10 protein-coding genes are annotated in these 13,098 nt (G+C 71.3%); 8 read left to right on the forward strand and 2 right to left on the reverse strand.

The features are described from left to right. The first annotated feature begins 7 nt into the window (after positions 1-7). The 6 genes from K7C20_RS31695 (at position 8) to K7C20_RS31720 (ending at position 7,672) form a co-directional block, all read left to right on the forward strand. Positions 8-973 carry a 3-hydroxyacyl-CoA dehydrogenase NAD-binding domain-containing protein gene (locus K7C20_RS31695; protein WP_030078158.1) on the forward strand — a complete coding sequence of 322 codons (966 nt, stop codon included), beginning with the start codon at positions 8-10 and terminating at the stop codon, positions 971-973. Further along, positions 970-2,178, forward strand: a complete 1,209-nt coding sequence (locus K7C20_RS31700) for an acyl-CoA dehydrogenase family protein (protein WP_053209297.1) — start codon at positions 970-972, stop codon at positions 2,176-2,178. The genes K7C20_RS31695 and K7C20_RS31700 overlap by 4 nt, the downstream gene beginning before the upstream one ends. A 285-nt stretch (positions 2,179-2,463) precedes the next feature. Continuing rightward, the gene (locus tag K7C20_RS31705) at positions 2,464-4,485 is read left to right on the forward strand and encodes a LodA/GoxA family CTQ-dependent oxidase (RefSeq protein ID WP_030078165.1); all 2,022 of its coding nucleotides are present in this window, start codon (positions 2,464-2,466) and stop codon (positions 4,483-4,485) included. Continuing rightward, entirely contained in the window at positions 4,482-5,627 is a 1,146-nt protein-coding gene (locus K7C20_RS31710; RefSeq protein ID WP_048829011.1) for an NAD(P)/FAD-dependent oxidoreductase, read from the forward strand. The genes K7C20_RS31705 and K7C20_RS31710 overlap by 4 nt, the downstream gene beginning before the upstream one ends. Beyond that, positions 5,624-6,343, forward strand: a complete 720-nt coding sequence (locus tag K7C20_RS31715) for a hypothetical protein (protein WP_030078169.1) — start codon at positions 5,624-5,626, stop codon at positions 6,341-6,343. Before K7C20_RS31710 ends, K7C20_RS31715 begins: the two co-directional genes overlap by 4 nt. A gap of 198 nt (positions 6,344-6,541) precedes the next feature. Continuing rightward, entirely contained in the window at positions 6,542-7,672 is a 1,131-nt protein-coding gene (locus K7C20_RS31720) for a hypothetical protein (protein WP_053209298.1), read from the forward strand. Here the strand turns inward: K7C20_RS31720 and K7C20_RS31725 are convergent. Both K7C20_RS31725 and K7C20_RS31730 read right to left on the reverse strand, forming a co-directional pair. Then, entirely contained in the window at positions 7,669-10,503 is a 2,835-nt protein-coding gene (locus tag K7C20_RS31725) for a M48 family metalloprotease (protein ID WP_053209299.1), read from the reverse strand. The two genes, K7C20_RS31720 and K7C20_RS31725, sit on opposite strands and share 4 nt — an antisense overlap. A gap of 296 nt (positions 10,504-10,799) precedes the next feature. Next, positions 10,800-11,432 (reverse strand): TetR/AcrR family transcriptional regulator, encoded by a 633-nt coding sequence (locus K7C20_RS31730; RefSeq protein WP_048829013.1) that lies wholly within the window; start codon positions 11,430-11,432, stop codon positions 10,800-10,802. 351 nt (positions 11,433-11,783) lie between these two features. Between K7C20_RS31730 and K7C20_RS31735 the strand changes: the two genes are divergently transcribed. Both K7C20_RS31735 and K7C20_RS31740 read left to right on the forward strand, forming a co-directional pair. Continuing rightward, positions 11,784-12,560: an SDR family oxidoreductase gene (locus tag K7C20_RS31735; protein ID WP_030078177.1), complete on the forward strand. Its 777-nt coding sequence runs from the start codon at positions 11,784-11,786 to the stop codon at positions 12,558-12,560. 70 nt (positions 12,561-12,630) lie between these two features. Next, entirely contained in the window at positions 12,631-13,068 is a 438-nt protein-coding gene (locus K7C20_RS31740) for an SRPBCC family protein (RefSeq protein ID WP_030078179.1), read from the forward strand. The last annotated feature ends 30 nt before the right edge of the window (positions 13,069-13,098 follow it).

The following is a 13,098-nucleotide window of genomic DNA, read 5'->3' on the forward strand; positions in this document are numbered from 1 at the left end:
ATCTGCCATGAGCAACACCCACCCCACCGTGGCGGTGATCGGCGCCGGGACCATCGGGCTCTCGTGGACCGCCCTGTTCGCCGGGCACGGACTGCGGGTACGGGTCACCGACCCGCGCCCCGACCTCGCCGAAGCCGTCGACGAGGCGCTGGCCGAAGCCGCCCCGCAACTGGCCCGGCAGGGCCTCGACACCACCGGCCTCGCCGGCCGGGTCCAGCTGGCCGAGGGCGTCACCGAGGCCGTACGGCACGCCGATGTGGTCCAGGAGAACGGCCCTGAGAACACCGACTTCAAGCGCGAGCTGTTCGCCACCCTGGTCCGTGAAGCCCCGTCCCACGCCCTCCTGTTGAGCTCCTCCTCCGCCATCCCGTCCTCGGCGTTCACCGACCGGCTCGACGACGCCGGGCGCATCCTGATCGGCCATCCGTTCAACCCGCCGCACCTCGTACCGCTGGTCGAGGTGGTGCCCGGCAGGCGCACCTCCGAGGACGCCGTCACCAGGGCGGTGGGGTTCTACCGCTCGGTCGGCCGGGTGCCGGTGGTGGAACGCAAGGAGATCCCCGGCTTCGTCGGCAACCGCCTCCAGAACGCGCTCAGCCGTGAGGCGATCCACCTGGTGGAACAGGGCGTGGTCAGCCCGTCCGAACTCGACGCGATCATGGTGAATTCGCTCGGACTGCGCTGGTCGGCGGTGGGCCCCTTCCTCGGCGCCCACCTGGGCGGCGGCCCCGGAGGCTACCGGCACATGGCCGGGCACATCGGCCCCTCGATGCAGCGGATGTGGGACTCCCTCGGCCGCCCCGAGCAGAACCCCGAACAGACCGAACGGCTCATCAGGGCCGTGGAGGACGCGTACGGCTCCCGCTCCTACCGCGACCTCGGCCGGGAGCGCGACCGCAAGCAGCTCGCCGTCCTCGCGGCCCTGAAGGACGCCGGCACCACCAGCAAGCAGAACCAGGAGACCCGGTCATGACCGCCACCCACCCCGAGGCCCCGCTGTCCGACGGCCTCACCGCCGACTTCTACGGCTACGAGAACCTGCTGCCCGAGGACGAGCGCAAACTCCTCCTCCGGGCCCGCGACTTCATGCGCACCGAGGTGCAGCCGTTGGTCAACGGCGCCTGGGCGAAGGGGGAGTTCCCCCGCGAACTGGTCGACAGGTTCCGCGGACTGGGCCTCGCCGGTGTCCCGTACGAGGGGTACGGCGACCCGCTGCCCGCCGGAAGCAATCTGCTGGTCGGCATGCTGACGATGGAGTACACCCGCACCGACGCCTCGTCCGCGACCTTCTTCGGCGTCCACAACGGCCTGGCCATGTACAGCATCTACCGCGGCGGCGACCAGGAGCAGCGCGACCGCTGGCTGCCAGCGATGGCCGCCCTCGACAAGATCGGCGCCTTCGCCATGACCGAGCCGCTCGGCGGCTCCGATGTGGCGGGCGGGATGCGCACCACCGCCCGGCGGGCCGGCGACCACTGGGTCCTCAACGGCGCCAAGCGGTGGATCGGCAACGGCACCTTCGCCGATCTGGTCATCGTCTGGGCCCGCGACGAGGCCGACGACAAGGTCAAGGGCTTCGTGGTGGAGCGGGGCACCTCCGGCTTCTCGGCGGCCAAGATCGAGAACAAGACCGCCTTCCGGATCGTCGAGAACGCCGACCTCACCCTGACCGAGGTCCGGGTCCCGGAGGCCAACCGGCTCCAGCGGGTCGACTCCTTCCGCGATGTCGCGGAGATCCTGCGCGCCACCCGCAGCGGCGTCGCCTGGCAGGCCCTCGGCGTCATGATCGCCGCATATGAGCTCGCGCTCGCCTACGCCAAGGAGCGCCGGCAGTTCGGCCGTCCGATCGCCCGCTTCCAGCTGGTGCAGGACCTGCTGGTCAAGAGCCTCGGGAACATCACCGCCTGCTGGGGGATGCTCGTCCAGCTGGCCCGCCTCCAGGACGCCGGCATCTTCCGTGACGAGCACTCCTCCCTGGCCAAGGCGTTCGTCACGGCCCGGATGCGCGAGGTCGTGGCCTGGAGCCGGGAGATATTCGGCGGCAACGGCATCGTCCTCGACTACGACGTCGCCCGCTTCTTCGCCGACGCCGAGGCCATCTACTCCTTCGAGGGCACCCGCGAGATGAACACCCTCATCGTGGGCAAGGCCATCACCGGCGAGAGCGCCTTCGTCTGACCCTCCCGGCCCCTCCCGCGGAACGCGGGCGGGCGGCGGCCCCCGTGCCGCGTCCGGTGCCCCGGCACCACCGGGCGCGGCTTTCCGCCGGGCGCACCCATGGTGCCGGGCCGCGGCCACTGTCACGGTCCGTGAGCGGGCCCGGAGCGGCTCCGCGTGTCGGCCGTCTCGAAAGGGTGAATCCGTGCACCCATTGCGACGCCTCGATGTCACAGCAGGCACGACGGCGATCCAACGATGGAGTCCTTGGGGGGCATCCACGCCTGCCCAGTGAAAGGCTCCTCGATGGACACGCAGATCGCACAGGTGAAGATCCACCCCGCCATAGGCATAGCCCGGGTCGGCAACAGCGACAAGCAGCCCTTCATCGGCCCCGAGTCGCCCGACCAGCCGCCCCTGCCGCCCGGCTCGTACAAGGACAGCTCGGGCAAGGTCATCCGGCAGGCCGCCCGCTTCCGCATCTACGGCTACAACCGGGCGGGGGAGGTCGTGCGGGAACTCAAGCTGGGCGAGGGGGACGTCACCGAGATCAAGTGGTCGGTGCACCTGGCCAACAAGAAGTCCGCCTGGTACCAGTTCCACCTCCCGCTCGACATCAAAGAGGCCCTCAACCTGCCGCCGGCACAGCTTCAGCGCCGGAACTTCGACGTCAGGGGAGCCGAGCGGAAGAAGCTCGTCATCGATGCCGGCAACAAGGCGATCCGCGCCTCCGTGCACGAGAGCGCCGCCCTCTCCGGGAAGATCATGAACCGGCAGGTCCCCCTCGGCTCGATCTCCACCCAGACCGACGGCCGCCTGCTGGTCGTCGGGGGTGCCGGGAAGTCGGCCTCCTACGCCACCCCCGAGAAGCCGATCTCCGGCGTCGCCAACAATGACACCTGGTACGACGACGTCGCCGACGGACCGGTCACGGCGGAGGTCACCATCGGGGGCGTCACGAAGGCCGCGAGCCCCGCCTGGGCCGTGGTGGCCCCGCCGCACTACGCGCCCGGTGTGAAGAGCGTCCGCACCTTGTACGACGTGCTCTACGACGTGTTCCTCGCCGAGCACACGCTGCCCACCGTGCAGCAGGTCTCCTACCCGGACCACATCGAGCCGCTGCTGAGCCGGTTCTGCCGGCTGCAGTGGGTCAACCACGGCTTCGCCACCCAGTTCGGATGGAAGGGACCGCACGACTTCCGCGACCCGGCCATGCGCAAGCGGCTCGCCGACCCGGGTGCGGCCAGCCAGGAGCTCCGCCGCCAGATCTACGTCCAGATGCGCGACTACGACCGCGACGGCACATCCCCGGTGCCCTGGCCGTGGCTCTACGGCGACGCCATGACCAGCCGCAAACCCGACTCGGAGCGGCAGCACCTCGTGATCTCCGCCGAGCAGGACCGGGTGCTGGCCCTGTGGGCCGACGGCCGCTTCACCTCCGGCCCGCCCCGCAAGGGCTTCCCGAACGTGGACGAGGCGCCCCCGGCCGAACAGCCGCGGCTGCTGGACCGCGGCGCGCTGGAGAACTGTGCCGCCGACGCGTTCCACCCGGGCTGTGAGGTCACCTGGCCGATGCGGCACAAGACCATGTACTCCGAGCCGTTCCGCATCCTGCACCGCACACCGGAGAACCCGGAACCCGACTACGGCGACATGCTCACCGTCCAGGACGCCATGGGCAAGAACGGTCCGCTGTACGCGCAGGGGCCGGGCGACCTCACGCGCTGGATGGCCGCCCCCTGGCAGTGCGACGCGGCGAGCTGCCGCTCCGGCTACCAGGTGCAGTCCGGGCTCGGCCCCCGCTACAGCCCCTATCTGCCGACGTTCTGGCCCGCCCAGGTGCCCAACCACGTGTTGAAGAACACGGACTTCACGACTGTCAACACCCCGCCGACCGGCCCCGACGACAGCGTCAGGGAGAAGGCCTTCGAGAAGAGGGCGGTGTGGCTGCGCGGCCTGACGGGCACCCAGTCCAACGCCCAGCGCCGGCAGATGGTCGACGACTGGTTCAAGTTCGGCATCGTCGAGCCGCGCAAATACACCGTGGGCGACGCGAAGTTCCCCGACATCATCCAGGTGGAGTCCGAGCCCGGCTATCCGCAGGCCCCCGACCACGCCAACCTCATCAACATCCAGGTCCCCGAGGCGGGGGTGCCGCAACTGGCCGGCGTGGCCGGTACCTGGACCGGGGACATCCCGGCCGAGACCGTCGAGGCGATGCTCGTGCAGCAGGCGGTCGACGAGGTCAAGGAGGCGACGGGGCAACCCGAGACGGCGATCGCGGCCGGATACCTGGAGAAGCTCGATCCCTTCCACGGCGCCCAGTGAGCCCCGTACCGGGCTATGACGTCGTGGTCGCGGGCGGTGGCCCGGCCGGCTGCGCCGCCGCCCTCACCCTCGTACGGGCCGGGCGCAGCGTCCTGCTGGCCGACGCGGGCACCGGCCCGCCCAAGGCCGGCGAGGCACTGGTGTCCATGGGGCGGCTGCTCCTGGCCGACCTGGGCGTCGAAGAGCCGGTCCTGGGCAGCGGCCATCTGCCCTGCCACGGCAATCTGTCCGCCTGGGGTTCGGCCGAACTGCACGCCGTGGACTTCATCAACGACCCGTACGGCCACGGCTGGCACCTCGACCGCCCGCTCTTCGACCGGCGGCTGCGCGCCGCCGCCCGCGCGGCGGGCGCCGAGGTCGCCGAGCACACCGGCGTACGGTGCCCGGCGCGGCAGCCGGACGGCACCTGGCGGCTCGCCCTGCGCGACCGCTCCGGCGGCGGGGAGCGTACGGTCCGCTGCCGCTGGGTGGTGGACGCCACCGGCCGGCGCGCCGCGATCGCCGTCCGCTCCGGTGCCCGGCGGCGCACCGGAGACCGGCTCACCGCCTTCCACCTCACCCTCGACCCGGCCCCGCAGACCGCCACCGACGGCCGTTCGCTGGTCGAGTCCGACGAGGACGGCTGGTGGTACACCGCCCTGCTGCCCTCCCGGCACCGCCTGGTCGCCTACTTCACCGATCCCGACCTGCCCGTCGCCGCACACGGCGCCGAGCGGTTCCACGAGCGGCTGCTGGCCACCCGGCACATCTCCCGCCGGGCCCGCCCGCACGGCCTCACCACCCTGCGGCCACCCCGCCGCGCCCCCGCGCACAGCGCACATCTGGACCGGGTGCACGGCGACGGCTGGACGGCCGCCGGAGACGCGGCGGCCGCCTTCGACCCGCTCAGCTCCCAGGGCATCCTCACCGCTCTCTACACGGGGCTGAGCGCAGGCCGGGCGGTCGACGCCCGGCTGCACGGCGACCGGGCGGCGCCGGCCGCCTACGCGGCGCAGGTCGCCACCGCCCGCATCGCCTACCAGCACGGCCACCGCGCCGTGCACGCCCGGGAAACCCGCTGGGCCGACCGCCCCTTCTGGGCCCGGCGACAGCGGAACATCCGCCCCCACCCCCCTCTGACGAAAGGCGAGACCCCCTCATGACCCCCACCACCGGACCCGAGCACGCCGAGGGCCAGCACATCCACCGCTTCCTGCTGCTGGGCAAGAAGAAGCTGTTCTTCTACCACCTGGCGCTGTACAACCCCCAGTCCGGCCACAACTACCAGGCGGTGTTCACCTTCACCATCAAGGACAAGGGTGAGCTGCGGGAGATGTACCTGAAGGACCTGGCGCAGCACGAGAACGAGCGGGTCTTCTACTCCCTGCGCTGTCCGCACCACTTCGAACTCCCCGAGCTCCAGCAGGGCAAGGAGTTCAGCGTCCATCTGGAGCGGGTCGTCGTGAAGCCGGACGGCAGCCGCGACTTCCAGCAGATGACGACGACCGAGACCCCGGTGGAGTGCAAGAGGGAGGACGTCCTCTCGTTCCGCAAGCTCGGACAACTGCCCTACCCCGAGTACCTCACCTACCTGATGTTCGGCGAAGGGGACGAGATCCACCTCGCCCACCAGCTCGCCGAGCGCCCGAACTGGGACGAGGCCGTCACCGTCACCACCGCGAAGCCCATCGACGCGGCGACGCTCAAGAAGGTCCCGACCCTCGTCATCGACTCGATCCAGGACGCCCACGACAAGCTGGTCGAGAGCCCGCTGAAGAAGGGGCAGCAGTACCAGGGCAAGATCGACGGGAACGGCCCGACGGTCGACTTCACCGTGGGCCGCCAGGGCTGGTGGAACCACACCAGTCTCAACAACTGACCTGCCGCGGCACCTTCGTTCCGCACCCCCGGTCCGGGCCGCGACACGGCGTCGCGCCCCGGGCCGTCCGGAGCCGGGACGGCAGGGCCCGAAGGAGAGAGGCCCTGCCCGGTCCCTCGCCCGGACAACGATCCGCACGGCACCCCTGGCAGGCCGGTCCCTGGCTCGGCGGCGGCCGGAATGTGTGAGAGTGCTGTCATGAGCGACTCAACACCACGCACCCTCAACGGTTTTGCGCGGACCTTGGTCCGGCTCGGCATCGCGACCGAGGAGCAGGCGGCGGCCGGCCTGGTGGAGGCGGCCGGGATCGACATGGACCTCGATGAGGAATTCGAGGAGACCGACGAGCTGACCTTCCTCGTCGGCGAATGCGGCCTCGGCTTCCAGACGCCCGAAAAGGCGAGTGGTGACCTTGCGGAAGAATATGAGGAGCTGCTGACGGAGGCGGCGGCGTGCTCGGGCGGTTCGGTGGTGGTCGACGACGTCGAGCTGGTGAAGGTCGCGAACGAGGACGGGGAGGAGGACGAGTACCTGCACTTCCGGCGCAACGGCCGGTCGATATGGCACGGGACGGAGCACCTCTCGGACAGCACCCGCTACATGGACTGGAATGCCGCCATGGACGCCATCGGCGACCTCGTGCCCGGCAATGACGATCCACGGGCCTTCTGGCAGCTGGACGAGGATTCCTATGACGCCTGGTGGCTTCTGCTGACACCTGACCAGGCCCAGGGCCTGGAGGAGTTCGGCCTGCCGATGCCGGTGAGTCTCAGGAACCGGGTCCGTGACGGGAAGCCCACGGCGGAGCCCGGGACGCCGGCGTGGTACATGGAGGACGACCGCCTGCACGCGAGCGAGGAGTCCCGCCGGTGTCTCGACGAGTGGCTGGTCCCCATGGACGCCGCACTGGACCGGTGGCGGACGGTCCATCTGCCCGACGGCTTCCCCTTCGACTACTCGCCGGCCTCGCTCACGGCGCTGGAACGGCTCGTACTGGACCGCTTCGACGGGCTCGCCGCGCTTGAGGCGGCGGGCGAAGACGAGTTCTTCCAGGGCGCCATCAGGTACGTCGGTCAGACCGCGCTGCGGCTGTGGCCGTGCCGCTGGACCTATCGGCACTCCGACGACGACTCGTCGGCCTTCGCCAACGAGCCGCTGATCCGCTCCAACACCCCGGACAGCTTCGGGGGCGGCTTCTCCCCTGACTACGTACTGCGGTCCCTCGTGGAACTCCGCACGAACAGTGGCATGCGAGAGCGTATGGAATCGGTCGGGGAAGGCGTCGAGGACTACCGCAAGGCGCTCGGCGCCCGCACGCGCGGCCGTTAGGGGGTGTCGGTCCGTGCCCACTGGGGCCAGAGGCGGGTGGCGGCCTCGACCTGCCGGACGACCGGGCCGAGGGCCGTGGCCGACCGGGTGTAACCCTGGACGAGTGCCTTGAGCATGGTGTCGTTCTCTCGCGGGTTGTTGCGGTTGCTGTCCACCAGCTTCACGCAGTTCCGGCTTGCGTCGAGGGTCGTCCTGAGCCAGGACGACCAGGGGGCCTGGAGGTCGCGGTCCGGGATCGGAAGGCGGCGCGCGGTGGTCGCGTCCGTGGTGAGCGCGGCGCAGGTCCCGCGGAGCCGGTGCGAGTCGAAGCGGACCAGTTCGTGCGGGCGGGACTGCGCCGCTTGCACCACGCTGTCGAGTTGCTTGCGGAACTCGCCGTAATGCGCGGTCAGTTGGCGGATATCGCGCTTACCGCTCAGCGTGTACCACGCCAGCAACTGGAGGGTCCGGATCCGTTCGGATGCCGGGGGCGGCGGAGGCGGTGTCAAGGCGGACGGCGTCTGCGCCTCCGCGCGCTGCTGACCGGCGATCGCCACCGGACCGACTGCCGCGGCGGCGATCAGCAGAGCCAGGCCGCCCAACGTGACCAGGGAGCGCGTGCGGGAAGGGCGCACGGTGGCCGGCGGGGCGGCCGGGGCGGAACGGGGCTGTCGCGCCGGGGCCCGCAGGCGCAGCGCGGCCACCGCACCTCTGGCGGCCACGGCCGCCAGTGCGGCGCCGATCACGGAAGGCAGCACCAGGCCGGCCAGGGGCTGGGTGATCATCCAGCTCGGGCCGGGTACCCAGTGGCAGGTGTGGGCCAGGGTCCGCAGCGGCCCCAGACAGCCGTCCACGGAACCGAGCGCGAACTTCCCCACCAGCGCGACGGACTGGGCCACCCCCGCGGCCACGAGCGCACGCGGCAGCCACCTGTACCGGGAGGTGACCGCAACCACCGCACCGGTCAGGGCCACCCCCGCCCAGATCGCGGTGGCCGCCCACCACAGGTACAGCATCGAGAAGGTGCCGTTTGACGCTCCGCGCGGCGGCTGCCAGGTGTGCATATGGGCCATGACGCCGACCAGCCCCGCCAGGCAGACGAGGCCGCCGAGGAGTCCGGCCGTCACGGCCGACCGCAGCCCGGCCGCCGGGCCGTGGACCCGGGCCCGCCGCAGCCACAGGGCCAGGGGAAAGGCCCACAGCACCATCGTCGCGCCGGCGAACAGCGTGCTCGTGCCCAGCATCGCGGCCTGCGGCATGGTGGCGGTGAACCAGTCGAGCTCCGTGGTGTGTTCGCTCCACGGCCCGGGAAATGACTGGATCATCTGCTGTTGCAGGCCGGCCCCGGTGAGGATGTCTCCTGCCAGGTACAGAAAGCCGAACCGGAGCCACCAGTTCAATCCGGCCGCGGCCAGCAGACAGGAGGCGAGCAGGGACGGCCAGATCGCCCTGCGCAGCGAGGCGCCGCCCAGCGTCCGCAGCCGCAGCCGCGCAGAGGCCACGGTCCACAGCGTGAACAGCACGGCACAGGCCAGGAGCACCAGCAGGATCTCCGGGTGCTCGGGCAGCCACCCGGCGCCGCTGGTGATGCCGGTCATCAGCTCACCGCAGGCCAGCCCGAGTCCCAGCGCGAGACCCGGGCGCAGACCGTCGGGCCGGCGCAGACCGTGATGCTCGGCGTAGGCGAGCGACCGCCAGACCGCGATGGTGACGAGTACCGCGGTGGGCAGGGCGGTTGCCCAGGTCGCGGCCGTGGTGCCCCACAGGCCGGACAGGGTGTGGGCGGAGACGAGGGCGGCCCAGCCGATCAGGAACATCTGCTCCGTGCCCAGGGAGAACAGCGCTGCCGGATCGGCCAGGGAACGTCTGCGGACGGCCCAGGAGGGGTGGGTGCTCCACAGCGCGGTCACCCGGCTCCGTGCCTGGTGGAGGAGCGTGGGGACGGCGACGTGGGGGCCGCGGTCCCGGGCGCCGTCCCAGACCTGGCGCTGCGCTCCCAGGGCGACGGCGTCGGCGTCGGCGTACAACTCACGGTGACGCAGGGTGTCGGCGCGGGCCAGCACCACGAGGAGCACCATGAACAGCGCGCTCGCCAGGGCCCGCAGTACACCGGCTCGCCCGGCGGGCCAGAACACCGCGTCGCCGCCGTAGAACGCGCCGAAGAACTGCGCCGCGACGAAACTTCCGCCGTACAGCACCGTGAACGGCACGACGACCAGTGCCAGAAAGACCCGCCACAGCGCTGTGACGGCATAGGCGAGGTCGACGTCCCGGTTGCGGAGATGGGCCAGCTCGTGCAGCACGACGGCGTGGAATCCGGCCCGGCCGTCGGCGTTGCCGCGCCACGCGGCCAGCAGCCCGGCGTGCAGACAGACCGTGTGCCGCCCGGCCCGGCCGAACACCACGGCACCGGCGTCGAAGGAGGCGGGGTCCACCACGAACGCCGGTACGGTACGCAGCCGTGCCGTGGCCACGAGGCGCATCAGCTCAGCCCGCAACTCCCCGTCGGGATCCGCCTCGTCGAGGGGAATCACCCGGCCGCGCCGGGACTTCCAACGCGGCAGCCAGGCGTAGAGCGCGGCGGCCGACAGCAGCACCAGCACGGCGCCGACGATGCCGGGCAGGTTCTTGACCACGGCGCCGGCGGGGGCGCAGTCCTTGAGTTCGCGCAGCCCTCGGATGTCGAGCCGCATCGAGTCCGCCATCCGGAGGTTCGGATCGAAGCCCGCCGCGAACTTGCAGAGGATCTCCTTGTCGTCCCAAGGAGACAGCGCGAACATCGAGTTGACCATCCCGATGGTCGCCACCACCATCACGAGCACCAGGACGGCGAAGCGCAGGGTGGTGCCCATGGGCAGGACTCGCGGGTCGATCCTGCCGGGCTCGGGCCCGCCCGGGGTGGGCGGGGCGCCATCCGGGGCGGGCGGTGCGCCGCCGGCGCTCAGGACGCACCCCTCGTCGCGTCGGACACCACATCCCGTACGTTCACACTCACCGGCGTCGCCTCCGTGCGTCGTGTTCACGACTACAACGTCCCACGGAGCCAATGTAGTTGGGGCGGGCGCGCTCATGTGCAGAGATCGCCCGGCCGGGCCGTGGCAGCAGGCCCGGCCCCGACCCACCGGACAGGCCCTGGCGGGTGTGCCGACTACGTGTCGACGGAGCACTCGGGGTTCGCCCGGAGCTCGTCGAGCCGCAGGAACGCCAGCGCGCGGCGCATCAGATCGACGAGTTCCTCGGGCTCGTCCTGCCAGGCCCAGTGCTCCATGGTGACGGTGAACGCATCCAGCACCGCGGTGGTCAGCAGACGCACTTCGAGACTGTCGGGAGGGGCGCCCACGCGGGACGCCAGCGCGGGCGCGAGCCGTTCCTGCATCTCCCGCCCCGCCGCGAGCCAGCGCATCTTCAGGACGGGGACGCTCCCCAGGACCCGGACCAGCCGACGGGCCCGCGCGGCGTCCTCCAGGCGCCGCTCGGCCGTCGCCGTCCCGAAGGACGCCTCGATGGCGGCGCTGAGCGGTTCCTCGGCCGGATGTTCCGCGAGGACGTCCACGAGCTGGCCGACGCTGGAGGCGAAGAGGGGGGTGAGGGCGTCCTCCTTCGCCGGGCAGTAGCGGTAGAAGGTGCGCAGGGAGATGCCCGCGGCCGAGGCGATGTCCTCGACCGTCGTCGTGTCGTAACCGCGGTCGGCGAACAGGGCCGCCGCGGCCTCCGCGATCTCCAGCCGGGTCTGAAGGCGCCGTTGTTCCGTGAGGGACGGTCGGCCCCGCGCTGCCGTCATGTGTGTGCTCCTTGCCGTGCTCCGCCTTGGCTCGCATTCTCACAGAGAATTGATGGCACGTCACGCCAAAAAAGCGTATGTTGAGCAACGACTGATCAGGAGCCGGTCGTTCAGCGGTCGGTGCATCGGCTGGGCGCGCTGTCGTGCCATCCCTGCACACGGCGCGCCGAGGGGGCCGGGCGGCGAACGCGATGGCCCATCGGCGACCGGCGACCGGCGACCGGCGATGGGTATCCGGCGACCGGTGACGAGGACCGGTGACCGGCAATCGGTACCGGCGGCGCACGGTCAACGGCCGGCGCGCGGTGATCAGTGACCGGGGAACGTACAGCGTCAGCGAAGGAGCCCACCATGTCCCGCACTTACCTCATCACCGGAGCTGCCTCCGGCATCGGCAAGGCCACCGCCACCCGCCTCGCGGAGCAGGGGCACACGGTCATCGGCACCGACCTCAAGAACGCCGATATCGTCGCGGACCTCGCCACCCCCGATGGCCGGGCCCATCTGGTCCAGCGCGCGGACGAGTTGAGCGGTGGGCGGCTCGACGCCGTGATCGCGGGCGCCGGCCTCGCCGGTTTCGAGCCACGCGCCGTCAGCGTCAACTACTTCGGCGCGGTCGCCACCTTGGAAGGGCTGCGCCCCCTGCTGGCCGCCGGTACGGACCCGCGCGCCGTCGTCATCGCCTCGGTCGCCTCCGTCCACCCGCACGACACGGCCATCGCCGACGCGGCGCTCGCCGGTGACGAGGAAGCGGCGCTGGCCGCCGCCCGGGCAGCGGTCGACCGGGGAGAGGGCTATGCGATCTACGGCTCGACCAAGGCCGCCCTCGCACGGTGGATACGCCGCACTGCCGTGACCGCCGACTGGGCGGGTGCCGGTATCCCCCTCAACGCCATCGCCCCCGGCACCGTCGTCACCCCCATGACGGAACCCATGCTGGCCAGTCCCGACGTGCGCAAGATCGTCGACGCGACCGTCCCCATGCCGCTTCACGGCCATGCCCGGCCGGCACAGATCGCTCCCCTCCTGACCTGGCTCACCTCGCCCGAGAACGAACTGGTCACCGGCCAGGTCGTCTTCATCGACGGCGGCGCCGACGCCGTACTGCGAGGCGACGGCACGTGGTGAGCCGCCGAGGGGAGCGCCGGTCGGGGACCACCCGCAGTCCTCGCCATCCGCAGTCATCGGAGGCCCATCCGTGCACACACTGACCCGTACCACCGTCGTCACCGCCGACCCCGATGCCGTCTGGCAGGTCATCGGCACGTTCGGCGGCCTGGCCGACTGGCACCCCCTGCTCCCGCCGTCGGTGATCGAGGACGGCGCCGATCCCGAGACGCCCGGGGCCGTCCAGGCGTTCTCGGTCAACGGCCAAGTGGTCATCCGGGAAAAGCTCCTGGAGAAGGACGACGCGCGCCGGATGCTCCGTTACACCATCCACGAATCCGCCGCCCCCGTCTCCGCCTACGTCTCCACGCTGTCCGTGCACCCGCACGAGGCGGGTGCCGAGATCCGCTGGGCCGCGACATACGAGGCCGCCGACGCACTCGTCCCCGAGATAGAGAAGCACTTCGGCGACACCATCTACGCCACCGGCCTGGACGCCCTCAAAGAACGCTTCGCCCTACCCGCTTAGGGGAGACACCCCCTACCCCCAGGGGGAGGC

This window comes from Streptomyces decoyicus (assembly GCF_019880305.1).
Classification (GTDB): Bacteria; Actinomycetota; Actinomycetes; order Streptomycetales; family Streptomycetaceae; genus Streptomyces; species Streptomyces decoyicus.